The sequence below is a fragment of the Variovorax sp. FW305-3-2-15-B-LB1 genome (assembly GCF_058787635.1).
In genome coordinates, this window is the sequence record NZ_JBYSZY010000037.1 from 37,219 (window position 1) to 60,057 (window position 22,839).

25 protein-coding genes are annotated in these 22,839 nt (G+C 66.4%); 10 read left to right on the forward strand and 15 right to left on the reverse strand.

Annotation, left to right across the window (positions count from 1 at the left end; translation table 11 throughout):
• Positions 1-19: 19 nt before the first annotated feature.
• The 6 genes from AC3WQR_RS21275 to AC3WQR_RS21300 all read left to right on the forward strand — a co-directional run bounded on the left by AC3WQR_RS21275 (position 20) and on the right by AC3WQR_RS21300 (position 4,535).
• Positions 20-1,831 (forward strand): PhoH family protein, encoded by a 1,812-nt coding sequence (locus tag AC3WQR_RS21275; protein ID WP_492743455.1) that lies wholly within the window; start codon positions 20-22, stop codon positions 1,829-1,831.
• 155 nt (positions 1,832-1,986) lie between these two features.
• The gene (locus tag AC3WQR_RS21280; protein ID WP_062473002.1) at positions 1,987-2,361 is read left to right on the forward strand and encodes a VOC family protein; all 375 of its coding nucleotides are present in this window, start codon (positions 1,987-1,989) and stop codon (positions 2,359-2,361) included.
• A 6-nt stretch (positions 2,362-2,367) separates the two neighbouring features.
• Positions 2,368-2,817, forward strand: coding sequence for an EVE domain-containing protein (locus AC3WQR_RS21285; protein WP_070059600.1), 450 nt, complete (start codon positions 2,368-2,370; stop codon positions 2,815-2,817).
• A gap of 43 nt (positions 2,818-2,860) precedes the next feature.
• Positions 2,861-3,310 (forward strand): GyrI-like domain-containing protein, encoded by a 450-nt coding sequence (locus AC3WQR_RS21290; RefSeq protein WP_159272547.1) that lies wholly within the window; start codon positions 2,861-2,863, stop codon positions 3,308-3,310.
• Positions 3,307-3,786 (forward strand): MGMT family protein, encoded by a 480-nt coding sequence (locus AC3WQR_RS21295; protein ID WP_139706141.1) that lies wholly within the window; start codon positions 3,307-3,309, stop codon positions 3,784-3,786. The genes AC3WQR_RS21290 and AC3WQR_RS21295 overlap by 4 nt, the downstream gene beginning before the upstream one ends.
• A complete protein-coding gene (locus AC3WQR_RS21300) occupies positions 3,786-4,535 on the forward strand; it encodes a helix-turn-helix transcriptional regulator (protein WP_492743459.1) in 750 nt (249 codons plus the stop codon). Before AC3WQR_RS21295 ends, AC3WQR_RS21300 begins: the two co-directional genes overlap by 1 nt.
• 15 nt (positions 4,536-4,550) lie before the next feature.
• Here the strand turns inward: AC3WQR_RS21300 and dnaB are convergent, their stop codons facing one another.
• From dnaB to ppsA, 7 genes are all read right to left on the reverse strand, one after another.
• Positions 4,551-5,957 carry a replicative DNA helicase gene (dnaB, locus tag AC3WQR_RS21305; RefSeq protein ID WP_062473012.1) on the reverse strand — a complete coding sequence of 469 codons (1,407 nt, stop codon included), beginning with the start codon at positions 5,955-5,957 and terminating at the stop codon, positions 4,551-4,553.
• Between the two features lie 172 nt (positions 5,958-6,129).
• Positions 6,130-6,582 (reverse strand): 50S ribosomal protein L9, encoded by a 453-nt coding sequence (gene rplI / locus AC3WQR_RS21310; RefSeq protein WP_056583114.1) that lies wholly within the window; start codon positions 6,580-6,582, stop codon positions 6,130-6,132.
• Positions 6,583-6,597: 15 nt separating this feature from the next.
• Positions 6,598-6,879 carry a 30S ribosomal protein S18 gene (gene rpsR / locus AC3WQR_RS21315; protein WP_007830781.1) on the reverse strand — a complete coding sequence of 94 codons (282 nt, stop codon included), beginning with the start codon at positions 6,877-6,879 and terminating at the stop codon, positions 6,598-6,600.
• A 21-nt stretch (positions 6,880-6,900) separates the two neighbouring features.
• Complete coding sequence (priB, locus tag AC3WQR_RS21320; RefSeq protein WP_062473014.1) at positions 6,901-7,215, reverse strand: primosomal replication protein N; 315 nt, start codon at positions 7,213-7,215, stop codon at positions 6,901-6,903.
• A gap of 4 nt (positions 7,216-7,219) precedes the next feature.
• Positions 7,220-7,594, reverse strand: coding sequence for a 30S ribosomal protein S6 (gene rpsF / locus AC3WQR_RS21325; protein ID WP_062473016.1), 375 nt, complete (start codon positions 7,592-7,594; stop codon positions 7,220-7,222).
• Between the two features lie 116 nt (positions 7,595-7,710).
• Positions 7,711-8,169 (reverse strand): hypothetical protein, encoded by a 459-nt coding sequence (locus AC3WQR_RS21330; RefSeq protein WP_369647648.1) that lies wholly within the window; start codon positions 8,167-8,169, stop codon positions 7,711-7,713.
• Between the two features lie 214 nt (positions 8,170-8,383).
• Positions 8,384-10,780, reverse strand: coding sequence for a phosphoenolpyruvate synthase (ppsA, locus tag AC3WQR_RS21335; protein WP_062473021.1), 2,397 nt, complete (start codon positions 10,778-10,780; stop codon positions 8,384-8,386).
• A 193-nt stretch (positions 10,781-10,973) separates the two neighbouring features.
• On the opposite strand from ppsA, the gene ppsR reads away from it, so the two are divergent.
• A complete protein-coding gene (ppsR, locus tag AC3WQR_RS21340; RefSeq protein WP_062473023.1) occupies positions 10,974-11,795 on the forward strand; it encodes a posphoenolpyruvate synthetase regulatory kinase/phosphorylase PpsR in 822 nt (273 codons plus the stop codon).
• Between the two features lie 41 nt (positions 11,796-11,836).
• Here ppsR and AC3WQR_RS21345 read toward each other — a convergent pair whose 3' ends face one another.
• From AC3WQR_RS21345 to ahpC, 8 genes are all read right to left on the reverse strand, one after another.
• Positions 11,837-12,637 carry a heme ABC transporter ATP-binding protein gene (locus tag AC3WQR_RS21345; protein ID WP_492743461.1) on the reverse strand — a complete coding sequence of 267 codons (801 nt, stop codon included), beginning with the start codon at positions 12,635-12,637 and terminating at the stop codon, positions 11,837-11,839.
• The gene (locus AC3WQR_RS21350) at positions 12,634-13,671 is read right to left on the reverse strand and encodes a FecCD family ABC transporter permease (protein ID WP_492743463.1); all 1,038 of its coding nucleotides are present in this window, start codon (positions 13,669-13,671) and stop codon (positions 12,634-12,636) included. Before AC3WQR_RS21350 ends, AC3WQR_RS21345 begins: the two co-directional genes overlap by 4 nt.
• Positions 13,668-14,576 carry a heme/hemin ABC transporter substrate-binding protein gene (locus tag AC3WQR_RS21355; RefSeq protein ID WP_492743465.1) on the reverse strand — a complete coding sequence of 303 codons (909 nt, stop codon included), beginning with the start codon at positions 14,574-14,576 and terminating at the stop codon, positions 13,668-13,670. Before AC3WQR_RS21355 ends, AC3WQR_RS21350 begins: the two co-directional genes overlap by 4 nt.
• Before the next feature lie 33 nt (positions 14,577-14,609).
• Entirely contained in the window at positions 14,610-14,996 is a 387-nt protein-coding gene (locus AC3WQR_RS21360; RefSeq protein ID WP_492743467.1) for a VOC family protein, read from the reverse strand.
• Positions 14,993-16,078 carry a hemin-degrading factor gene (locus AC3WQR_RS21365; protein WP_492743469.1) on the reverse strand — a complete coding sequence of 362 codons (1,086 nt, stop codon included), beginning with the start codon at positions 16,076-16,078 and terminating at the stop codon, positions 14,993-14,995. Before AC3WQR_RS21365 ends, AC3WQR_RS21360 begins: the two co-directional genes overlap by 4 nt.
• A gap of 38 nt (positions 16,079-16,116) precedes the next feature.
• Positions 16,117-18,333: a TonB-dependent hemoglobin/transferrin/lactoferrin family receptor gene (locus tag AC3WQR_RS21370; RefSeq protein WP_492743471.1), complete on the reverse strand. Its 2,217-nt coding sequence runs from the start codon at positions 18,331-18,333 to the stop codon at positions 16,117-16,119.
• A gap of 160 nt (positions 18,334-18,493) precedes the next feature.
• Positions 18,494-20,050: an alkyl hydroperoxide reductase subunit F gene (gene ahpF / locus AC3WQR_RS21375; protein ID WP_062473035.1), complete on the reverse strand. Its 1,557-nt coding sequence runs from the start codon at positions 20,048-20,050 to the stop codon at positions 18,494-18,496.
• A gap of 88 nt (positions 20,051-20,138) precedes the next feature.
• A complete protein-coding gene (gene ahpC / locus AC3WQR_RS21380; RefSeq protein WP_062473036.1) occupies positions 20,139-20,702 on the reverse strand; it encodes an alkyl hydroperoxide reductase subunit C in 564 nt (187 codons plus the stop codon).
• 259 nt (positions 20,703-20,961) lie between these two features.
• On the opposite strand from ahpC, the gene bfr reads away from it, so the two are divergent.
• The 3 genes from bfr to AC3WQR_RS21395 all read left to right on the forward strand — a co-directional run bounded on the left by bfr (position 20,962) and on the right by AC3WQR_RS21395 (position 22,816).
• A complete protein-coding gene (gene bfr, locus AC3WQR_RS21385) occupies positions 20,962-21,438 on the forward strand; it encodes a bacterioferritin (protein WP_062473038.1) in 477 nt (158 codons plus the stop codon).
• Positions 21,439-21,569: 131 nt separating this feature from the next.
• Positions 21,570-22,217: a PepSY-associated TM helix domain-containing protein gene (locus AC3WQR_RS21390; protein WP_492743473.1), complete on the forward strand. Its 648-nt coding sequence runs from the start codon at positions 21,570-21,572 to the stop codon at positions 22,215-22,217.
• Between the two features lie 65 nt (positions 22,218-22,282).
• Complete coding sequence (locus tag AC3WQR_RS21395; RefSeq protein WP_139706084.1) at positions 22,283-22,816, forward strand: DUF2271 domain-containing protein; 534 nt, start codon at positions 22,283-22,285, stop codon at positions 22,814-22,816.
• The last annotated feature ends 23 nt before the right edge of the window (positions 22,817-22,839 follow it).

Sequence of the window (22,839 nt, forward strand, 5' to 3'; positions counted from 1 at the left end):
CTTGCGAGCGACCTGACCCATGCCATTGCCTCCCGCCCCCACGAAACGCGCCGCATTGCTCTCGCCGGACGCGATCGACGCACCCGCCCGTCCCTCGCACAGAAACTCGCGCCGTTCCGGCGATTCGCGCGACGACGCCCCCGCCAAGAGCGGACCGCAGCCGCTGGAGCTGTTCGACAACCTCGGCACGGAAGGCGGCGGCGATGCGCCCACTGCACGCCCAGCGCGTCCGGCACGCCGCTCGAAAACCAAGGCTGCACCCGCCCCGGCGCCCACGTCGGCACCGGTGAGCGCACCGCAGCAGCAACAACCCGCGATGGTGCAGGTCGAGACGCGCGTGCCCACGCCCGCCCCGGCAGCCGCCACGCCCGTCGCGGCGCCCCAGCAGGCGCCGGCACGCCCCAAGCGCAAGTCCACCGGCCCCGCCAAGCTGTTCGTGCTCGACACGAACGTGCTGCTGCACGACCCGATGTGCCTGTTCCGCTTCGAGGAACACGACATCTTCCTGCCGATGATCGTGCTGGAAGAGCTCGACGGCCACAAGAAGGGCACGACCGAAGTCGCGCGCAACGGCCGCCAGACCAGCCGCACGCTCGACGCGCTGGCCGCCGCGCAGGACGCCGACATCGACAAGGGCCTGAAACTCGACACCACCGGCCACCGTGAAGCCGGCGGGCGCCTCTTCTTCCAGACCGCCCCGCTCGATTACTCGCTGCCGATCAGCCTGCCCCAGGGCAAGGCCGACAACCAGATCCTCGGCGTCGTGCACGCGCTGCGCGACGAGTACGCCAAGGACCGCCCGGGCAAGCCGAAGCAGGAGGTGGTGCTGGTGTCCAAGGACATCAACATGCGCGTCAAGGCGCGCGCGCTGGGCCTGGCTGCCGACGACTACCAGAACGACAAGACGCTGGAAGACGGCGACCTGCTCTACGCCGGCTCGCTCGCGCTCCCGCCCGATTTCTGGACCCGCCAGAGCAAGACGGTCGAAAGCTGGCAAAGCGGCAGCAACACCTTCTACCGGATCAGCGGTCCGCTGGTGCCCAACCTCTACATCAACCAGTTCGTCTTCTTCGAGGCGCCCGGCGAGCCGAGCATGTACGCGCGCGTCACCGAGATCCGCGACAAGACCGCGGTGCTCAAGACGCTCAAGGACTACAGCTCGGGCAAGAACGCGGTCTGGGGCGTGAACACGCGCAACCGCGAGCAGAACTTCGCGATGAACCTGCTGATGGACCCCGAGATCGACTTCGTCACGCTGACCGGCACGGCCGGCACCGGCAAGACGCTGATGGCGCTGGCCTCCGGCCTCACGCAGGTGCTCGACGACCGCCGCTACACCGAGATCATCATGACCCGCGCCACCGTGAGCGTGGGTGAAGACATCGGCTTCCTGCCCGGCACCGAGGAAGAAAAGATGGGCCCCTGGATGGGCGCACTCGACGACAACCTCGAGTTCCTGGCCAAGGGCGACGGCGGCGGTGCCGGCGAGTGGGGCCGCGCGGCCACCAACGAGCTGATCCGCAGCCGCATCAAGGTCAAGAGCATGAACTTCATGCGCGGCCGGACCTTCCTGAACAAGTACGTGATCATCGACGAGGCGCAGAACCTCACGCCCAAGCAGATGAAGACGCTGATCACCCGCGCCGGCCCCGGTACGAAGATCATCTGCATGGGCAACCTCGCGCAGATCGACACGCCCTACCTCACCGAAGGCTCGTCGGGCCTGACCTTCGCGGTCGACAAGTTCAAGGGCTGGCCGCATGGCGGGCACATCACGCTGGCGCGTGGCGAACGCTCGCGACTGGCCGACTTCGCAAGCGACGTGCTCTAAATTCGTCGGCTCTGACCGACACCGGCCCGCGCATGCTCCCGGAGCATCGCGGGCTTTTTTTCGCCCGCCATGACAGGCTACTGACAAGACGTTGTCAGGAGGCGGCTCGCACCATCCAGGCTCCTTCCAACGCAACGAACGAAAGAGAGCACTTCATGACCACCCATGCCATCACCTGGTTCGAGATTCCGGTCGCCAACCTGGACCGCGCCCAGGCCTTCTACGAAACCGTGCTCGCGCGCAAGCTGCGCCGCGAAGACTTCGGCGGCAACCCCCTGGCCGTGTTTCCCTACGACGACCCCGCCACCGGCGGCGCGCTGAAGCCCGGCGCCAACACCAGTGCGCAGGCCGGCAGCGGCATCCGCGTCTACCTCGACTGCATGCCCAGCATCGATGCTGTGCTCTCGCGCGTCGAAGCGGCCGGCGGGCAGATCGTGGCGCCCAAGTCCGCGCTGCCGCCGGGCATGGGCTTCATCGCCCACCTGCGCGACACCGAAGGCAACGAAGTCGGCCTGCACGCCCCGGCCTGAGACACCATGGCACAACGCAACTGGATTGCGGTCGCCAGCGCCGAGCACGCCCGGCGCGGCCGGGACCACCGGCCGCTCGGGTTCATGCAGGTGGGCCACGGCAAGCTCGCGCCACTCAAGCGCGTGGCGGCGGGCGACCGCGTGGCTTACTACGCACCGGCCACGGTGTTCGGCGGCACGGACAAGCTGCAAAGCTTCGTGGCGCTGGGCATCGTCCAGCCTGGCGACCCCTACGAGTTCGACATGGGCAACGGCTTCGTCCCGTGGCGCCGCGACGTGGCCTATGTCGCCGCGCACGAGGCGCCCATCGCCCCGCTGATCGAACGCCTTGCCTTCATCGAAACCCCGAAGCAATGGGGCTACAAGTTCCGCTTCGGCCTGTTCGACATCACCGACATCGACATGAAACTGATCGCGCAGACGATGAAGGCCGAACCGAAGGCGCTCCTGTTTTGAGCGCTTTCGCCCTCCTCATCCGCCACTTCCGGAGAAACAACGCATGGACCCCATCCGCCAACCCCACGACGCCTTCCGCGTCGCCGGCCTCACGGTACGCACCACCAACCGCGAAGAGATCGACCCCGCCACCGCACGCATCGGCGCGCTGTGGAACCGCTTCTTCGGCGAACAGACCTACGAGTCGACGCCGCACCGCACCAGCGACACGCGCATCTTCAGCGTCTACTCCGCCTACGAATCGGACGCGCACGGCGCCTTCGACATGACGGCCGGCGTGGCCGTCTCGGATGGCGCCAACAGCGTCGCCATCGAAGCCGGCGACTACCTCGTGTTCACCGGCCGCGGCGAGATGCCGCAGATGGTGATCGCCACCTGGCAGCGCATCTGGCAGTATTTCGAGGCGCACCCGGAAATCGTTCGCCGCTACCGCAGCGATTTCGAAGCCTACGAGGGGCCGGACGCAGTGGCGATCCACATCGGAGTCTCATGAGCACACGCAAGGGCTGGCGCGACAGGCTGGCCGGCTACCCGAACCTGCCGAACGTGAAGGCCATTCCCCCGGCCATGCGCGCGCGGCATGGCGAGGGCACCATCGCCACGCCCTCGCCCGCTGAAGTCGAGGAGGCCATGCGCGGCGTGCCCGAAGGCCGGCTCGCGACCGTGCTCGGTATCGGCGAAGACATCGCGGCGCGCCACCAGGCCACCATCGGCTGCACCGTGACCACGGCCATCTTCGCCCACATGGTGGCCCACGCCACCGAGGAAGCCATGACGACCGGCGCCGGCCGCGCGCCAGGCACGCCGTACTGGCGCACGCTCAAGATCGGCGGCGAGCTCAACCCGAAGTACCCGGGTGGCATCGAGGCCCAGATGTCGCGCCTCGAGGCCGAAGGCCACACGGTGGTCCAGCGCGGCAAGCGCTACTTTGTCGAGGACTTCGCCAGGAAGCTCGTCGGAACGCGTTGATGCGCCGCGCCGACCGCCTCTTCCAACTCGTGCAGCTCATCCGCGGCCGCCGGCTCACCACGGCCGCCTTCCTGGCGCAGCGCCTGGAGGTGTCCGAGCGCACGGTGTACCGCGACGTGGCCGACCTGCAGCACCAGGGCGTGCCGATCGAGGGCGAGGCCGGCGTCGGCTATCGGCTCGGCGCGGGCTTCGAGCTGCCGCCGCTGATGTTCACGCAGGACGAGGCATCGGCACTCGTGGCCGCCGCACGCATGACCCAGAGCTGGGTCGATCCCGCGATGGCGCGCAACATCGAGACGGGCCTGGGAAAGATCCTGTCGGTGCTGCCACCGGCGGCGCGCGTGTCGGCCGAAGCGCTGGCGCTGTATGCACCCGCGCTCGGCCTCGACGACGCCCTGCGCACCCGGCTGCAGACGCTGCGCGAGGCCGTGCAGGCGCACCAGAAGCTGCGGCTGCACTACCGCGACGTCTCGGGCGACGCCAGCGAGCGCACGGTGCGGCCGCTGGGCTGCTTCTATTGGGGCAAGGTCTGGACGCTCTCGACGTGGTGCGAGTTGCGCAACGATTTCCGCGGCTTCCGGGTCGACCGCATGGAGGCGGTGGAGGTGCTCACCACGCGCTTCCAGGACGAGCCAGGCAAGACGCTGGCCGACCTGCTGCGGCAGGTGAAGGCCGAGGCACAGCGCCACAAGGTGTGGGAGCAGAAGCCGCCGGCCTCGACGTCCGAGCCCGGCGGCGATGCCGGCTGACGAGTTGCCCTGCGGTCAGTACTCGTCGTTGTTGCTGTAGCCGACGAGGTTCTCGAACTTGGTGATCGGCTTCAGGAAGGCCAGCTTCACCGTGCCGGTCGGGCCGTTCCGGTGCTTGCTGATGATCACCTCGGCCACGCCCGGCTCCTTCGACTCCTTGTTGTAGTAGTCGTCGCGGTAGATGAACATGATGATGTCCGCGTCCTGCTCGATGGCGCCGGATTCGCGCAAGTCGCTCATCATGGGGCGCTTGTCGGTACGCGCTTCCACGCCGCGGCTGAGCTGCGACAGCGCGATCACCGGGCACTTCAGTTCCTTGGCCAGCATCTTTAGGCCGCGCGAGATTTCGCCCACGGCCGTGGCGCGGTTCTCGTCGCCCGAGCTGCTGGTGGACATGAGCTGCAGGTAGTCGACCACGATCAGCCCCAGGCGCCCGTACTGGCGCGCCAGCCGGCGCGCATTGGCGCGCAGTTCGCTGGACGAAAGGCCCGGCGTCTCGTCGATGTGCAGCGACACCGTGCGCAGCTTCTCGATGGCCTCGGTCAGGCGCGGCCACTCCTCGTCGCTGAGCTTGCCGGTGCGCAGGTGGCCCTGGTCGATGCGGCCGATGGAGCCCACGATACGCACCGCCAGCTGGGCAGCGCCCATTTCCATCGAGAACACCGCCACCGGCAGCCCCTCTTCGAGCGCCACGTGCTCGGCGATGTTGATCGCCAGCGAGGTCTTGCCCATCGATGGACGCGCGGCCAGCACGATCATGTCGCCCGGCTGCAAGCCCGAGGTCATCTTGTCGAAGTCGTTGAAGCCGGTGCGCACGCCCGTGATGTCGTTCGGGTTCTCGGCCATCTCGGTCACGCGGTCGAGCAGTTCGACCACCAGGGAATCCATGCTCTGGAAGCCCTGCTTCATCCGCGTGCCTTCTTCGCCGATGTTGAAGATCTTCTGTTCGGCTTCGTCCAGGATCTTGTCGACCGGCTTGCCCTGCGGATTGAAGGCGTTGGTCGCGATCTCGTCGGCGGCGGTCACGAGCTTGCGCAGGATGGAGCGCTCGCGCACGATCTCGGCGTAGCGCCGGATGTTGCTCGCGCTCGGCACGTACTGCGCGAGCGAGTTCAGGTAGACCAGCCCGCCGATGTCGTCGGCCTTGCCGAGGTTCTGCAGCTGCTCGAAGACCGTGATCACGTCGGCCGGCTTGCTGGCATTGATCAGCCCGCCGATGGCCGCGTAGATCAGCTTGTGCTCATGGCGGTAGAAGTCGCCGTCGACCAGCAGGTCGCCCATGCGGTCCCAGGCGCCGTTGTCCAGCAGCAAGCCCCCCAGCACGCTGGATTCGGCCTCGATGGAGTGAGGCGGAATGCGCAGTTGCGCGATCTGGCGGTCGGCCGACGAATCATTGTCGGCATAGGAGAAAACGGCGGACATGGACTTCCCTTGCAACCCTGCATGCTAAGCCGCGCAGGGCACGGCGTGTGTGGACAAGGTTGTTAATAAACAGTGAACTTCCGGTGCGGCGAGGTGGACAACTCGCGCGCAGAAAAGAAAAAGCCGCCCGAAGGCGGCTTTCTTGCGTCAGCGCACCGGGCGCTGTGAACGATCAGGCGGTTTCGCCGTAGACCGTGACGGTGATCTCGACGACCACGTCGGTGTGCAGCGAGACGCTCACGGTGTTGTCGCCAACGACCTTGATCGGGCCGTTCGGCAGACGCACTTGCGACTTGGCAACCTTGTAGCCCTGCTTGTTCAGCTCTTCGGCGATGTCGCCGTTGGTGACCGAACCGAACAGACGGCCGTCCACGCCAGCCTTTTGGGTCAGCTTGACGGTCGAGCCAGCGAGCTTCTCGCCCTGGGCTTGCGACTCGGCCAGCTTGGCGGCCGCAGCCTTTTCGAGTTCGACGCGCTTGGCTTCGAATTCGGCCTTGTTGGCAGCGGTGGCGCGACGAGCGCGGCCCGAGGGGATCAGGAAGTTGCGTGCGTAGCCGTCCTTGACCTTGACGATGTCGCCCAGGCCGCCGACGTTCAGAACCTTGTCCAGAAGAATGATTTGCATGGTGTGTGCTCCTTCTTAGACGCGGTGCTGGTCGCTGTACGGCACCATGGCCAGGAAGCGCGCGCGCTTGATGGCGGTGTTCAGCTGACGCTGGTAGATCGCGCGCGTGCCGGTCAGGCGTGCGGGGATGATCTTGCCGTTTTCGCTGATGAAGTCACGCAGCGTGTCGATGTCCTTGTAGTCGATTTCTTCGACGCCAGCGACGGTGAAACGGCAGAAGCGCTTGCGCTTGAACAGCAGCGACTGGGTGTTGCGCTTCGGGCGCTTGTCTTTGTTGAATTTCTTGAACGTGGCCATTGGGGGACCTCTTGTCGAAAATTAATCTTGCTGAAAATCCTGGATGTGCAGGACCGGATGCTTGCCGTTGCCCGGTGTCGCGAGAAACCCCTGGAATCGCCAGAGACTTCCCATCGACTGCGCTGCGAGCCGCTCGGCGATGGCGCCGAACGCAACGGCCTTGAGGGCCGTCTTCACCTGCCGGGGCTTTCCCGCCTCCTGGAGCGTCGACTCATGGTCGAGCTTCAGATCGAGGGCGGGCAGGCCGGCTGGCGTGTATCGCAGGGTTCCGAGTTCGGCGACAGAGGCGGTCAGCAGAAGCTGGTTGACCCCGGTCGCCGCAGCGGCAGCCGTCACGCCATCAGTTGTTGTTGGCGGCGTATTCGGCCTGCTGGGCCTTGCGGGCCTCTTCGCGCTCGACCGTCTTCATCATCGACGAAGGACCGGTGTCGGCCTTCTTCTTCTGAACGGTCAGGTGACGCAGCACGGCATCGTTGAACTTGAACGCGTGTTCCAGTTCGCCCATCACGGCTTGTTCAGCTTCGATGTTGACGCACAGGTAGTGGGCCTTGTTGAGCTTGTTGATCTGGTAAGCCAGCTGACGGCGGCCCCAGTCTTCAACGCGGTGGACCTTGCCGCCGCCGGCCGTGATCAGGCCCTTGTAACGCTCCAGCATGGCCGGAACTTGTTCGCTCTGATCCGGGTGGATGAGCAAGATGATTTCGTAGTGACGCATGGCACTCCTTGTGGATTCTTCCGTGGAAGAGGAAAAGCCACCCGCAGCGTCGGGCGCGGTATGGCAAGGCAAAGCCGGCGATTATAGCCCTGTGTTGCGCAATCCGGCAAGACACCTCAGTCGTTGAGGGCCTTGTCGAGGGCAGCCGCCTTCTCCGCGCCAACGGCGGCGCGGATCTTGGGCGCAAGTGCCAGGAGGTCTTCGTAGCTGGTCGTGCCTTCGACCTGGAGGTTGAGCCGGAAGCCCATCAGGCCCAGGCCGCCGGTCAGCTGGGTGGCAATCGGATACGCGTCCTTGTAGCGCTGCTGCCGGCTGCGGCCGGAAGGTGCAGCAGGCGCCGGGGCCGCCGAAACCGCGGGCGCCACGGCTGGCGGCTGGCCGGCCAGAGGCGCCAGCAGGCCCAGCGCGACCATCTGATCGACCTCCTCGCGCCCGATGCCCAGGCCCGAGGCCAGCACGTCGTCGATTGAGCGCTTGCCGTCGAACTGGATGAAGGCCGAGCGCTGGCGCGGCGTCAACGGCACCGAGCGGTCCTTGAGGACCTGCTGTCCGGCTTCCGTCTTGACAAGAATCATGGGGGTCTCCGGCGAAGTGCTGACACAGGCCCTGACGGGCCCGCATCACCTCAGGCAGGCAGCCGGATTGCGCCGCCTGCGAATGTCACGAGTCTGACACCGGAAACGCACTTTGTTTCATTTGCACGGGCAGGCACGGGGGGAATCCCCCATGGGGATTTCCGCCATTCGCCGCGTTGCGTCACGCGGCGGTGCATGCCCGCCGCGCGCGGACTCAGCCTCTTTGGGCCAGTTGCTGCCAGGTGTCGATCACGCTGTCCGGGTTCAGCGAGATCGATTCGATGCCCTGCTCCGCCAGCCACAGCGCGAAGTCGGGGTGGTCGCTGGGGCCCTGGCCGCAGATGCCGACGTACTTGCCTTCGGCCTTGCAGGCCTTGATGACGCGGCTCAGCAGCGCCTTGATGGCCGGGTCGCGCTCGTCGAAGTCGGCCGCCAGCAGCTCGAGGCCGGAGTCGCGGTCCAGGCCCAGCGTGAGCTGGGTCAGGTCGTTCGAACCGATCGAGAAGCCGTCGAAGAACTTCAGGAACTCTTCCGGCAGCACCGCATTGCTCGGCACTTCGCACATCATGATCAGCTTGAGCGCGTTCTCGCCGCGCTTGAGGCCGTGCTCGCCCAGCAGCGTGGTCACGCGCTCGGCCTGGCCCAGCGTGCGCACGAAGGGCACCATGATCTGCACGTTGGTCAGGCCCATGTCGTTGCGCACGCGCTTGAGCGCCTCGCACTCCATGGCAAAGGCCTCGCCGAAGTCGGCGCTCAGGTAGCGCGCGGCACCGCGGAAGCCCAGCATCGGGTTTTCTTCTTCGGGCTCGTAGCGGCTGCCGCCGATCAGCTTGCGGTACTCGTTCGACTTGAAGTCCGAGAGACGCACGATGACGGGCTTGGGCCAGAACGCGGCGGCGATGGTCGCCACGCCCTCGGTCACCTTGTCGACGTAGAACGCGCGCGGCGAGGCATGCCCGCGGGCCACCGACTCGACAGCCTTCTTCAGGTCGTTGTCGACGTTCGGGTAGTCGAGGATCGCCTTCGGGTGCACGCCGATGTTGTTGTTGATGATGAACTCCAGGCGCGCCAGGCCCACGCCGTGGTTCGGCAGCTGCGCGAAGTCGAAGGCGAGCTGGGGGTTGCCCACGTTCATCATGATCTTCAGATCGATCTCGGGCATCACGCCGCGCTGCACTTCGGTCACTTCGGTCTCGAGCAGGCCGTCGTAGATGAAGCCGGTGTCGCCCTCGGCGCAGCTCACGGTGACGAGCGTGCCGTCCTTGAGCAGGTCGGTGGCGTCGCCGCAGCCGACCACGGCCGGAATGCCGAGTTCGCGCGCGATGATGGCCGCGTGGCAGGTGCGACCGCCGCGGTTGGTGACGATGGCGGCGGCGCGCTTCATCACCGGTTCCCAGTTGGGGTCGGTCATGTCGGTGACGAGCACGTCGCCGGCCTGCACCTGGTCCATCTCGCTGATGTTGTGCACGATGCGCACGGCACCGGTGCCGATCTTCTGGCCGATGGCACGGCCTTCGGCCAGCACGGCGCCCTTGCCCAGCAGCTTGTAGCGCTGCTCGGCCTTGCCCTGCTGCTGGCTCTTCACCGTTTCGGGACGCGCCTGCAGGATGTAGAGGTGGCCGTCGGTGCCGTCCTTGCCCCACTCGATGTCCATCGGGCGGCCGTAGTGCTCTTCGATCACCAGCGCGTAGCGGGCCAGCTGCTCCACGTCGGCGTCGCTGAGCGAGTAGCGGTTGCGCTGCTCGGCCTTGACGTCGGTGGTCTTGACCAGCTTGCCGCTCGCCTTCTTTTCTTCGGGCGTGGCGAACTCCATCTGGATCAGCTTGGAGCCGAGGTTGCGGCGGATGACGGCCTTCTTGCCGGCCTTGAGGGTCGGCTTGTGCACGTAGAACTCGTCGGGATTCACCGAGCCCTGCACCACCGTCTCGCCCAGGCCATAGCTCGAAGTGATGAACACGACCTGGTCGAAGCCCGACTCGGTGTCGATGGTGAACATCACGCCGGCGGCGCCGAGGTCGGAGCGCACCATGCGCTGCACGCCGGCCGACAGCGCGACCACGTCGTGCTCGAAGCCCTTGTGCACGCGGTAGCTGATGGCGCGGTCGTTGTACAGGGAGGCGAACACCTCCTTCATCTTGTGCAGCACGTCGTCGATGCCGACCACGTTCAGGAAGGTTTCCTGCTGGCCGGCGAACGAGGCGTCGGGCAGGTCTTCGGCGGTGGCCGAGGAGCGCACGGCGAACGAGGCGGCAGGGTTGCCGGCGCTCAGCGTGGCAAAGGCCTCGCCGATGGCTTTTTGCAGATCGGCCGGGAACGGCTGGGCCTCGACCATGGCACGGATTTCGGCGCCGGCCGCGGCCAGGGCGCGCACGTCTTCGGTGTCCAGCGCGGCCAGGCGCTTGCTGATCTTGTCGGCCAGGCCGTCGTGCGCCAGGAACTGGCGGAACGCGTGGGCCGTGGTCGCAAAACCGGTCGGCACGCGCACGCCCTGTGGCAGCTGCGAGATCATTTCGCCGAGGCTGGCGTTCTTGCCGCCAACCGACTCGACGTCGGTCATCCTCAGGTTTTCAAATGGCACGACCAGTGCGGTCGCCTCGAAAAGTGCAGACATGGGGAAGCTCCAGAAGTTGAAACCGGCGCTGCATGCAGACGGCGCAGCACGATCGTTGTCGTTGCTTTGGGTGCGGTCGCGGTGTGCATGGAAAGAATTCGAGGGGGTTGGGAAAGCGGATTCCCGATAATGGCCCGGATTGTAGGCGTGGCAGGTCGCGCGCGCCGCAGGACTCCGCCGCAAAAGCAACACCATGCATACACGCACCGTTTTCTTCGTCTCCGACGGCACCGGCATCACCGCCGAAACCTTCGGCAATGCCGTTCTGGCCCAGTTCGAGATGAAGCCGCGCCACGTGCGGCTGCCGTTCACCGACACGGTCGACAAGGCGCACCAGGCGGTGCGGCAGATCAACCACACGGCCGAGGTCGAGGGCGTTCGGCCCATCGTCTTCACCACACTGGCCAACATGGACGTGCTGGGCGTGATCGAAACCGGCTGCAAGGGCATGCTGCTGGACATGTTCGGCACCTTCGTGCGGCCGCTGGAAATCGAGCTGGCCATGAAGTCGAACCACCGCATCGGCCGCTTCAGCGACGTCAGCAAGAGCAAGGCCTACAACGACCGCATCGCGGCCATCGACTTCAGCCTGCAGCACGACGACGGCCAGAGCCACCGAGACCTGGAAGGCGCCGACGTGATCCTGGTCGGCGTGAGCCGCAGCGGCAAGACGCCCACTTCGCTCTACCTGGCGATGCAGCACGGCCTGAAGGCGGCCAATTACCCGCTGATTCCCGAAGACTTCGACCGCCGCCAGCTCCCGCCGGCGCTGAGCCCGCACCGCAAGAAGATCTTCGGCCTGACGATCCAGCCCGAGCGGCTGAGCGAGATCCGCAACGAACGCCGGCCCAACTCGCGCTACGCCAGCCTCGAGAACTGCCGCCACGAAATCAGCGAGGCCGAGGCCATGATGCGGCGCGCCGGCATCCGCTGGCTTTCGACGACCACCAAGTCGATCGAGGAAATCGCCACCACGATCCTGCAGGAGCTGCGGCCGGAGCGGTTGGTCTACTGATTTGCTATCTTTTCAGTAGCAATCACCGCCCGCCCGACGGACTATCCGAACAGATACTGCGTGACGCCGTCCGCGCCGGTCACCGGCTGGCAGGGCATGCGCCAGACGGCCTCGATCAGCGCGGGCCGTAGCACCTCGGCGGTCGCCCCCTGGCGCAAGCCGCCGGGCGCGCCCAGCACCACCACTTCGTCGGCATAGCGCCGCGCCAGGTTCAGGTCGTGCAGCACGGCCACCACACCCACGCCCCGCGCCGCCCAGGCGCGCAGCAGGCGCATCGCCGAATGCTGGTGCGCAAGGTCGAGCGCGGCGGTCGGCTCGTCGAGCAGCAGCCAGCGACTCGCGCCATCGGGGCGCGGATGCCAGAGCTGGGCCAGCGCCCGCGCCAGGTGGACCCGCGCCTTCTCGCCGCCCGACAGCGTGTTGAGGATGCGCGGCGCCAGCGCCGTGACGTCGGTCAGGGCCATCGCCTCGGCCATGATCGCGTCCTCGTCGCGGGTCGGCGCGCGGCGGTGCGGGTAGCGGCCGAGCGCGACGATGTCCTGCGCCGTGAAGTCGAAGGCGACCGCGCTTTCCTGCGGCATCAGGGCCCGGCGCAATGCCAGCGTGGGCATGCCGTGGTCTGACAGCGGCCGGCCGTCGAGCGTCGCCCTGCCCTGCGTCGGCTCGCGCTGGCCGGCCAGCACCGACAGCAGCGTCGACTTGCCCGCGCCGTTCGGGCCGAGGATCGCGGTCACGCGGCCCGGCGCCAGTTCGACCGATGCATTCGCCAGCAACGTCTTGGCGCCGATGCGCACCTCGACGCTGGCGCACGCCAGCGCCCCGTGTCCCCTCGCCGTCGTCATATGCGCCCCCTGAAATGCCGCAGCATCAAGAGGAACATCGGCACGCCGATGAAGGCCGTGAGCACGCCCAGCGGCAGCTCGGCCGGCGCCATCACGGTGCGCGCCACCGTGTCGGCCGCGAGCACCAGCGCCGCGCCCAGCAGCGCCGAGGCCGGCAGCACGACGCGGTGGTCGGGCCCGGCCACCATGCGCACCCAATGCGGCGCGATCAGGCCGATGAAACCGATGATCCCAGTCGTGGCCGTCACCGCGCCCACCGCCACCGCGGTGATGACCACGGCACGTCGCTTGGTGCGTTCCACGTCCACGCCGAGCAGCGCCGCCTGCGCCTCGCCGAGCGCGATGGCGTTCAGGGGCGAAGCGAGCGACGCCGCAGCCCAGCACGAGAGCAACACCGCCACGCCCACCAGGATGACCGCGCTCCAGCGCGCGCCGCCCAGACTGCCCAGCAGCCAGAACTGCAGGCTGCGCAGCTGCTCGTCGGTCGCCATCACGCTCAGCAGGCCGAGGCCGGCGCCGGCCAGCGCGTTGATCGCGATGCCCGCCAGCAGCATCAGCGCCATGCGCGTGCCGCCTTCGCTGCGCGACAGGCCGTAGATCAGCAAGGTCACGACGAAGCCACCGCCGAAAGCCATGAGCACCAGCGTCCAGCTGCCGAGCGTGCGCGGCAGCATCGGCCAGAACGAGGCGCCCAGCACGATGGTGATGCCGGCCGCCAGCGCCGCGCCGCTGCTGATGCCGATCAGCCCCGGGTCGGCCAGCGGATTGCGGAACAGCCCCTGCATCAGCGTGCCCGCCATGCCGAGCCCCGCACCCGCCGCCACGCCGAGAACCAGGCGCGGCAAGCGGATGTTGAGGAACACGAGGTGCTCGGGCGACTGGCCGCTTGCACCCTGCCCCAGCGAGGTCAACACATTCCAGAGCTGCGAAAGACTGATGGCGTAGGCACCCGACACGGCGCCCACCGCGAGGGCCGCGACGAGCAGCACCGCGCTGCCGCAAAGCACGGCACGCGCCCCGAAGCGCTGGCTCATGCGAGCGCGGCCCGGAACTTGTCGTGCAACTCGCCGATGGCGGCCGGCAGGCGCGGGCCGAAGCCCAGCAGCAGCAAGGCGTCCTGCGTGATCAGCGCACGCTTCTTGTACGCCGGCGTGAGCGCCAGCTCGGGCCGCTGCCAGAACCGCTCGACGCCGCCGTGCGCCTCGATGCTCTGCGTGCTCGTGAGGATGATGTCGGGCGCCGCACTGGCCATGGCCTCGGCCGTCATCGGCCGGTAGCCGTTGAAACCGCCCAGCGCATTCACGCCGCCCGCAAAGCCGATCACCGCATGCGCCGCGGTCTTCTCGCCGGACACCTGCGGGCTCGCGCTGTGCGACAGCACGAACAGCACCTTCGGCTTGCGCCCCTTCGCGCCGCCGATGCGCTGCAGCACCTGCGCCCATTCGGCATCGAGCCGGGCCTGCAGTTCGCGCGCCTGCGCCTCCTTCGCAGCGGCGCGGCCCACGGCCTGCACCTTGCGCTGCACTTCGGCCCAGGTGTGATCGGCCTCGATGATCTCGACCTTCACGCCGGCCGTGCGAATCTGGTCGAGCACGACGGTCGGGCCCGATTCGTTGGTCGCGATGATCGCGTCGGGCTTCAGCGAGAGCAGGCCCTCGGCCGACAGCTGACGCATGTAGCCCACCTTGGGCGTGGCACGCGCCGCAGCGGGAAACAGGCTGGTCGTGTCGGTGCCGACCAGCTGGCCTTCGGCGCCGAGCGCATAGACCACCTCGGTGATCGCACCGCTGACCGTGACCAGCCGCGGCAGGCGCTTGCCGTCTTGTGCGAACGCCGGCCATGCGCTCGCACCGAGCGCTGCAGCAGACAGCAGGCGCAGCGCATCACGGCGACGCGGCACGGAAGAAGAAAGAAAAGAGAGATCTCGTTGTTCAGTCATGGGATCACGGACAGCGAAAGGGAAAGACGCGCGTCAGCCGCGCCGGGGAATGTTGTGCGCGATGCGCCAGAGCACGCCGCTCGGGTCGGTCAGCGTGAAATCGACCATGCCCCACGGACGCTCGGCCGGCGGCGTGGCCTGCACCACGTAGCGTTCGGTCAGCCGCTGCGCCTGCACGCGGTCCCACCAGGCCAGCGCGTCATCGACGAGCAGATGCATCATGAAATTCTCTGCATGGGTCTGGACGTAGAAGTCCTGCAGCAGGAAGCTGCTCTCGCCACAGAAGAAGTACGCAATGCCGTCCTCGTTCGAGGCCAGCGTGAAGCCCAGGTCCTGGTAGAAGGCGATGGAGAGCGCGAAGTCCTTCGCCGGCACGAAGGCCTTGATCTCGACCACGCCCGGAATGGTCTCGACGCTCATCGCGCTTGCACCTCAGAAGTGGCCAGGCGCGAGAGCTTGGCCACGATCTGGCGCCACTCCGCGCGCTCAGGCACGCCGGGCTTGCGCGCACCGAAGAACATCGCCATCAGCTCGCCCTCGCCATCGAAAGCCTCCACCGAGGTCACGATGCCGTCGCTGGTCGGCTTCTGGACGATCCACACGCTCGCGATGCGGTCTTCGCGCAGGTGCAGGTTGAAGCCGGGGTCGAGCACGTTGAGCCACTGCATGCCGTGCATCTCCATCGGCTCGATGCGCACGACCGGCCCGGAGTGGATCTGGATGCAGCCGGGGCTGCCGACGAACACCATGATCGGCGTGCCGTCGAACGAAGCCTCGACCAGCAGCTCGCGCACCGCGCCCGTTTCGGCCCGCTGCGTGAACTCGCCTTCGGTGAGGCGAAAGCTCTGCTGGCGCTCCACGTCGAACTTGTTGAGCAGGCCGAAGAATTCGTGCGTGTCCTGCATGCCGCGCCAGGCGTCGGCCAGCGCGATCGCATCGATGGCGCTGTCGTCGCGCGGCGCCGCCTTCTTCTCGGCGGGCGCGAACTGCACGGGTTCGTCGGGCGCGGCGGTGTAGGTGTCGATGACCGACTGGAACGCATCGCGATCGGTCGCGTCGCGCACGAAGATCTTGTGCACCGCCACGCCCTGCGGGTTGAAGAACTGCAGGCTCAGCGACGGCGGCACGCCGGCATTGGCCGCCGCCTCGCTGACCGCGAAGCCCGCAAGCCAGCGGCTGAAGAACAGGCGCAGGTCGATGACCTCGCCCAGCGCGAGCCCCATCGCGTCGCTGCCGGACACCTTCTCGTAGACGCCGGTCTTCTCGTGCACCGTGGTCTCGTTGCGCGTGAGCGCCAGCACGGGGCCGCACAGCTCCAAGGCTTGCAGCAGCTCGACCCACGAGCCCTTCAGCCGCGTGGCGCGCAGCGCCTTGTCGTGCGCGCCCGTGTGTGCCGCAATGGCGGCGCCTTCGCTCAGGCCCATGGCCGCGGCCGCGTCCTTGTGGCGCATGCCCTTGGCGCGCTGTTCGGCGAAACGGGTGCGGATGTCTTCGGCATTCATCGGGTGTCCTTTTGTTTGGAGAGAAGTGGCGGTGCGGCTCAGAAGTCCGCCACGAGCGAGACGTTGAAGCTGCGGCCCGGCTGGGTGTAGGCGTCGCGGATGGCCGAGGTGGTCGTCACGCCGCGCACATCGCTCCACATCCAGTAGCGCTTGTTGGTGAGGTTGGTCACCGACGCGTTCAGGCGCAGGTCCTTGCGGATGCGCCACTGCGCGCTGATGTCCAGCGTGGTGGCCGCCGGCGTGCGGAACTGCAGGCCCGTGGTCACTTCGCTGCGATCGACGTCTTCCCACTCCTTGGCGCCATGATGAACCGCATCGAGGCGCACGCTCCAGGCCGGCGCCTGGTACTTGAGTCCGGCGCTGAACTTCTGCGGATCAATCGAATTGAGCGGCCGGTTGTTGGTGCGGTCGCGGCCCTGCGTGCGGCCGTAGGCGAAGGGCACGGAGAAGCCGTTGCCGTTCTCGGTGAAATCGAGCTCGCCCTTGATCTCGAAGCCGCTGATGCGCGCGCGCCCGACGTTGACGGTCTGGTAGATCAGCGGGTCGATGCGCGGAATGCCGCGCCCGCCCACGAGCTTGTCGTTCTCGATGAGGTCCTTGTAGTCGCCTGTGAAGGCGGCCACGTCGAAGCTCAGGATGCCCGTGCGCCCGCGCACGCCCAGCTCGATGTTCTGGCTCTTCTCGGGCTTGAGGTTCGGGTTCGGGATCGTCTTGTAGCCCGAGATCACGTTCTCGAAGAAGTTGTTCACCTGGAACGCGTTGGGCGCCTTGAAGCCCGAGGCGTAGTTGCCGTACACGCTGAACTGCGGCGTGGCGCGGAACAGCACGCCCAGCTTGGGCGACACGGCCGAGCCCGACAGCGACACGGCCTGCGCGTTGAAGCCCGCCTGCTTCGCATCGAGCGAGAAGCGGTCGAAGCGGATGCCGGGCGTGATGCTCCAGCGGTCGTGGATGAACTCGTCCTGCACGTAGAAAGCCGTCGAGGTTTCGCGCGTGTCGGGAAAGCGCTTGAGCGGGTAGCTCTCGCCGGCCGGCGGCACGAGGCCGGTCTGCAGGTTCTCGACGTTGGTGCGCGTGTAGTCCAGGCCGTAGGTGATCTTCTGGGCCCAGCTGCCCATGCGGATCGTCTTGTCGGCCTGCAGGCCGAACTGCCAGGTGTTCTCGTCGTAGGTGACGTCGCGCGTGCGGTCGGCCGCGGTGAAGCGGTCTTCGTAGATGTACTCGCGCGAGCCGGCCTTCTGGTAGCTCACGACAGCGAGCAGGTTGTCGGCCACGACGCTGTTCAGGCGCAGCCGGCCTTCGTAGGTCAGGCGATCGCGGTCGAGGTCGGTCTTGGCATTGAGGCCGATCACCGAGGTGGATGCATACGGCGGCTTGGCGACGCCCGACAGCAGGTTGTAGCGGCTGCTCTTCTCGACGTGCTCGAAGGTGAAGGCGTGGCGCTGGTCGGCGTTGGGCGTGAGGATGGCCTTGGCCAGCAGCGAACGGGTCTGGTCGCGCTGCGGATTGGGCGTGGTGCGGTCGAGGTTGGGCACGTTGAGCGAGCCCCGGTTCTCGAGTTCGCTGGCGCGTCCCAGGTTGGCGGACACCAGCCACTCGAGCACGTCGTTCGCCTTGCCCGCGAGCGTGACGCCGCCGCGCACGCCGTTGTCTTCGCCGCTGTAGCCGATGTTCGCGCTGCCGCCGAAGATCTTGCCCTCGCGCAGGAAGGACGAGGGCTCGCGGGTGATGAAGTTGACCAGCCCGGCCAGGCCGTCCGAGCCGTACAGCGCCGAGGCCGGGCCCTTGATGATCTCGATGCGCTCGACGAGGCTGATGTCGAAGTAGTCGCGGCCGAACGCATTGGCGCTGAACACGTAGCTGCGCGGCGTGCGGATGCCGTCGGCCAGCAGCAGCACGCGGTTGCCGTCGAGGCCGCGGATGTTGAAGCCCGCGTTGCTGTCGCGCCCGGTGTTGCCCTGCGCCAACCCGAAGCGCGCCGGCGAACGCTTGACCGACACGTTGGGCAGGTCGCGCACGGCATCGCGGATGTCGTGGATCTGCTTGCTCTCGATGTCCTGGCGGTTGATGACCTCGATGCTCAGCGGCAGGTCGTCCCTGCCCTGCTCCGAGCGGGATCCGCTCACCACCACTTCGCCGAGCGCCGCGAGTTGCTGGGACCACGCAGGCGCGGCGGCCATGCCGAAGGCAGAAGCGATCAGCCAGGGCAGCAGCGCAGGTCGGTGGGAAGACGGTCGAGGGAAATGAGCGGCCACGAAAAAGGTCCAGAAAACAGTTGAAGAACTGCTTGCTGGACCTTGAGGCGCAAAGGCTTGCGCGAGTGACCTGGCTGGCAATGAGGGGCAGCGGTGTGCCCGTGTTTTTATTGTATGAGAATAATTCTCATCTTCACAACTTCAGACACTTAAGACTTACTCACGCAGGGGCCGTCGTGCGGATCAGGTGGTCGAACGCACCGAGCGCCGCCTTCGCGCCGTCGCCGGCCGCGATGATGATCTGCTTGAACGGCACCGTGGTGACGTCACCCGCCGCGAACACGCCGGGCACCGAGGTCTGGCCGCGCGCGTCGACAACAATCTCGCCGTGCTTCGTCAGCTCGACCGTGCCCTTGAGCCAGTCGGTGTTGGGCACCAGGCCGATCTGGATGAACACGCCTTCGAGCTCGACCTTCTTCAGCTCGCCCGATGCGCGGTCCTTGTAGACCAGCCCGTTGACCTTCTGGTCGCCGGTGATCTCGGTGGTCTGCGCGTTGGTGAAGATGTCGACGTTCTTCAGGCTCTTGAGCTTGCGCTGCAGCACGGCGTCGGCGCGCAGTTGCGTGTCGAACTCGATCAGCGTCACGTGGCCGACGATGCCGGCCAGGTCGATCGCCGCCTCGACGCCCGAGTTGCCGCCGCCGATCACCGCGACGCGCTTGCCCTTGAACAGCGGGCCGTCGCAGTGCGGGCAGTAGGCCACGCCCTTGTTCTTGAACTCGTGCTCGCCGGGCACGTTGATGTTGCGCCAGCGGGCACCGGTCGAGATGATGACGGTCTTGCTCTTGAGCGACGCGCCGCTTTCGAGCTGCACCTCGATGAGGTCCTTGCCCGGCACCAGTGCCTTGGCGCGCTGCAGGTTCATGATGTCGACGTCGTAGTCGCGCACATGCTCTTCGAGGGCGTGGGCGAACTTCGGTCCTTCGGTTTCCTTGATCGAGATGAAGTTCTCGATGCCCAGCGTGTCGAGCACCTGGCCGCCGAAGCGCTCCGAGGCGACACCCGTGCGGATGCCCTTGCGCGCGGCATACACGGCGGCTGCGGCACCGGCGGGGCCACCGCCGACGATCAGCACGTCGAACGCATCCTTGGCGGCGATCTTCGCGGCTTCGCGCTCGACGCCGCTGGTGTCGATCTTGGCGAGGATTTCTTCCAGGCTCATGCGGCCCTGGCCGAACTCGGTGCCGTTCAGGAACACGGTCGGCACGGCCATGATCTGGCGTTCCTTCACTTCGTCCTGGAAGGTGCCGCCCTCGATCATCGTGGTGCGGATGCGCGGGTTCTGGATGGCCATCAAGTTCAGCGCCTGGACCACGTCGGGGCAGTTGTGGCAGGTGAGCGAGACGTAGATCTCGAACTCGAAATCACCGTCGAGCGCCTTGATCTGGTCGAGCACGGCCTGCTCGACCTTCGGGGGGTAGCCGCCGATCTGCAGCAGCGCAAGGATCAGCGACGTGAATTCATGGCCCATCGGCAGGCCGGCAAAGCGCGGGCCGTGGTTTTCGCTCGGGCGGTTGACCGAGAACGAGGGCTTGCGGTGGTTGTCGTCGCGGCTTTCGGTCAGCGTGACCAGCGGCGAGACTTCGGCAACGTCCTTCAGCAGCGACAGCATTTCGCCCGAAGCCTTGCTGTCGTCGAGCGAGGCAACGATCTCGATCGGCTGCGTGGCGCGTTCGAGGTAACTCTTCAATTGGGCTTTGGTGCTGGCGTCAAGCATGGCGGACTCTCTTTCGATAACTGGAAACTATCAACTGGGGACAAAAAAGCCCGGGGCCTCGTGAGCGCCCGGGCTTTGCGCAGGGCGCTTAGATCTTGCCGACGAGGTCGAACGACGGAGCGATGGTCTTGTCGCCGTCATTCCACTTGGCCGGGCAGACTTCGTTCGGGTGCTCGGCGGTGTAGACCGCTGCCTTGAGCTTGCGCAGGGTTTCCTTGACGTCGCGGGCGATTTCGTTGGAGTGCACTTCGGCGGTCTTGATGATGCCGTCGGGGTTGATCACGAAGGTGCCGCGCAGTGCCAGGCCTTCTTCGGGGATGTGCACGCCGAACGCGTTGGTCAGCGTGTGGGTCGGGTCGCCCACCAGGGGGAACTTGGCCTTGCCGACGGCCGGCGACGTGTCGTGCCAGACCTTGTGCGAGAAGTGCGTGTCGGTGGTCACGATGTAGACCTCGGCACCCAGCTTCTGGAACTCGGGATAGTGGTCGGCCGCGTCTTCGACTTCGGTCGGGCAGTTGAAGGTGAAGGCCGCCGGCATGAAGATCAGCACAGACCACTTGCCCTTGAGCGTCTCGTCGGACACATCGATGAACTTGCCGTTGAGGTAAGCCTGGGTCTTGAAAGGTTGGACTGCGGTGTTGATCAGGGACATGTGATTCCTTGGATGCTGCGGTTGGAAAAATAAGCGTGAGCCATGAGTATAACTACCAATATATCGTTTTTGATAGATATCAACTATTGAAAGTATTGGAACCCGCTATGTTTGCCATCGCCTCGCGCGTCGCCTTGCGCCAGGTCAATACGAACGTGTATCACCATCACACGCATGCAGACCGGCGCAGCATGGGTTTGCTTGCAAGCGTGTGTTCGCCCCTCCGACAATCACCGCTTTCAGAACAAGGAAAATAATCATGAAGGGCGACCCCAAAGTCATCGAACACCTGCAGGCGCAGCTCAAGAACGAGCTGACTGCCATCAACCAGTACTTCCTCCACTACCGCATGCTCAAGCACTGGGGCCTGGACAAGCTGGCAAAGAAGGAATACGAGGAATCCATCGGCGAGATGAAGCACGCCGACAAGCTCATGGACCGCATCTTCATGCTCGACGGCCTGCCCAACCTGCAGGACCTGGGCAAGCTGAACATCGGCGAAGACGTGCCCGAACTGCTGCGCTGCGACCTCGGCGCCGAAACCGGCGCGCAAGCGACCATCAAGGATGGCATCGCGCATTGCGAATCGGTGCGCGACTATGTCTCGCGCGACCTGCTGCAGGAGATCCTGGACGACACCGAAGAGCACATCGACTTCCTCGAGACGCAGATCGACCTGATCGACCGCGTCGGCCTGCAGAACTACCTGCAGTTGCAAGTGGGCGAGCTCGAGTAAGCACAACGCAACGCTGCCACGGCATTGCAAACAAACGGGGCTTCGGCCCCGTTTTTTATTGCTCTTTACTTAACTTCATAGCCACTGAATAGCAGTCATTCTCATTCGCGCGACTACAATTCGCGCTTTCGATGACTGCCCCCGCCCGTTCCGACAACCGCCGCCGCGCCTATTGGCTCAAGACCCTCCACGAGTGGCATTGGGTCAGTTCCGCCATCTGTCTCGTCGGGATGATCCTGTTCAGCCTCACGGGCTTCACACTCAACCATGCCGGCCAGATCGAAGCCAAGCCGGTCGTCACCACGCACAACGGCACGGTCGACGACGCGCTGCGCGCCCGCCTCGAACAGCAGCTGCCGGCCGCCAAGGCCCAGCAGGGCAAGGCCCCGCTGCCCGCCGAACTGCAAGCCTGGCTGCGCAAGCAATGGGACATCGACACCGCCGGCCGCGAGGCCGAGTGGTCCGACGACGAAATCTACCTCTCGCTCCCCCGCCCAGGCGGCGACGCCTGGCTGCGCCTGAGCCTGACCGAGGGCGAGGTCGAATACGAGCGCACCGACCGCGGCTGGCTCTCCTACTTCAACGACCTGCACAAGGGCCGCAACACCGGCACCGCCTGGAGTTGGTTCATCGACATCTTCGCGGCCGCCACGCTGGTCTTCTCGGTCACCGGGCTGTTCATTCTCAAGATGCACGCGGGCAACCGCCCCTTCACCTGGCCCATGGTGGGCATGGGGCTGGTGGTGCCGGTGCTGCTCGCGTTGCTGTTCATTCACTGACCGATCCGATCGACGGATCGGCCCGTGCGTCGTCTTTGCTGATTCAGGAAGAAAGAGGTTTTCCCATGCACCTTCGCTACTCGCTCGCGCCGATCGCCATGTCGGCGCTGTTCGCGGCCCCGGCCATCGCTGCCGGCCTGTCGGTCAATATCGAGATTCCCCGGCTCAACGTGTCGGAGTACCACCGTCCCTACGTGGCGACCTGGATCGAACGCGCCGACAGCACGATGGCCGGCACGCTGGCCGTCTGGTACGACGTGCGCACCAAGACCAACAACCCCGAGGGCGAAGGCACCAAGTGGCTCAAGGACATGCGCCAGTGGTGGCGCCGCGGCGGCCGTGAACTGGCGGTGCCGGTCGATGGCGTGACCGGCGCCTCCAAGCCCGCCGGCAAGCACCAGCTGAGCTTCACCGAAGGCACGGGCGCGATGCCCAAGCTCGCCCCCGGCGCCTACAAGCTGGTGGTGGAAGCCGCCCGTGAAGTCGGCGGCCGCGAGGTCGTGACCATCCCGTTCCAGTGGCCGCCCACTGCGGCCGCGCAACCGGTCGCAGCCGGCAAGGAAGAGCTCGGCGAAATCAAGCTCGAACTCAAGCCCTGACCGCCGCAGCCACCCACCCCGCC

Bases quoted from the DNA above. Each gene is read 5' to 3' on its own strand.
- rpsF (WP_062473016.1), bottom strand. From the start codon at position 7,594: ATGCGTCACTACGAAATCATCTTGCTCATCCACCCGGATCAGAGCGAA.
- dnaB (WP_062473012.1), bottom strand. From the start codon at position 5,957: ATGTCCGCCGTTTTCTCCTATGCCGACAATGATTCGTCGGCCGACCGC.
- rpsR (WP_007830781.1), bottom strand. From the start codon at position 6,879: ATGGCCACGTTCAAGAAATTCAACAAAGACAAGCGCCCGAAGCGCAAC.
- AC3WQR_RS21330 (WP_369647648.1), bottom strand. From the start codon at position 8,169: ATGATTCTTGTCAAGACGGAAGCCGGACAGCAGGTCCTCAAGGACCGC.
- rplI (WP_056583114.1), bottom strand. From the start codon at position 6,582: ATGCAAATCATTCTTCTGGACAAGGTTCTGAACGTCGGCGGCCTGGGC.
- ahpC (WP_062473036.1), bottom strand. From the start codon at position 20,702: ATGTCCCTGATCAACACCGCAGTCCAACCTTTCAAGACCCAGGCTTAC.
- AC3WQR_RS21390 (WP_492743473.1), top strand. From the start codon at position 21,570: ATGACTGCCCCCGCCCGTTCCGACAACCGCCGCCGCGCCTATTGGCTC.
- AC3WQR_RS21345 (WP_492743461.1), bottom strand. From the start codon at position 12,637: ATGACGACGGCGAGGGGACACGGGGCGCTGGCGTGCGCCAGCGTCGAG.
- AC3WQR_RS21290 (WP_159272547.1), top strand. From the start codon at position 2,861: ATGGACCCCATCCGCCAACCCCACGACGCCTTCCGCGTCGCCGGCCTC.
- AC3WQR_RS21285 (WP_070059600.1), top strand. From the start codon at position 2,368: ATGGCACAACGCAACTGGATTGCGGTCGCCAGCGCCGAGCACGCCCGG.
- AC3WQR_RS21280 (WP_062473002.1), top strand. From the start codon at position 1,987: ATGACCACCCATGCCATCACCTGGTTCGAGATTCCGGTCGCCAACCTG.
- AC3WQR_RS21355 (WP_492743465.1), bottom strand. From the start codon at position 14,576: ATGACTGAACAACGAGATCTCTCTTTTCTTTCTTCTTCCGTGCCGCGT.
- AC3WQR_RS21275 (WP_492743455.1), top strand. From the start codon at position 20: ATGCCATTGCCTCCCGCCCCCACGAAACGCGCCGCATTGCTCTCGCCG.
- AC3WQR_RS21365 (WP_492743469.1), bottom strand. From the start codon at position 16,078: ATGAATGCCGAAGACATCCGCACCCGTTTCGCCGAACAGCGCGCCAAG.
- AC3WQR_RS21295 (WP_139706141.1), top strand. From the start codon at position 3,307: ATGAGCACACGCAAGGGCTGGCGCGACAGGCTGGCCGGCTACCCGAAC.
- AC3WQR_RS21350 (WP_492743463.1), bottom strand. From the start codon at position 13,671: ATGAGCCAGCGCTTCGGGGCGCGTGCCGTGCTTTGCGGCAGCGCGGTG.
- ppsR (WP_062473023.1), top strand. From the start codon at position 10,974: ATGCATACACGCACCGTTTTCTTCGTCTCCGACGGCACCGGCATCACC.
- AC3WQR_RS21360 (WP_492743467.1), bottom strand. From the start codon at position 14,996: ATGAGCGTCGAGACCATTCCGGGCGTGGTCGAGATCAAGGCCTTCGTG.
- AC3WQR_RS21395 (WP_139706084.1), top strand. From the start codon at position 22,283: ATGCACCTTCGCTACTCGCTCGCGCCGATCGCCATGTCGGCGCTGTTC.
- ahpF (WP_062473035.1), bottom strand. From the start codon at position 20,050: ATGCTTGACGCCAGCACCAAAGCCCAATTGAAGAGTTACCTCGAACGC.
- ppsA (WP_062473021.1), bottom strand. From the start codon at position 10,780: ATGTCTGCACTTTTCGAGGCGACCGCACTGGTCGTGCCATTTGAAAAC.
- AC3WQR_RS21300 (WP_492743459.1), top strand. From the start codon at position 3,786: ATGCGCCGCGCCGACCGCCTCTTCCAACTCGTGCAGCTCATCCGCGGC.
- bfr (WP_062473038.1), top strand. From the start codon at position 20,962: ATGAAGGGCGACCCCAAAGTCATCGAACACCTGCAGGCGCAGCTCAAG.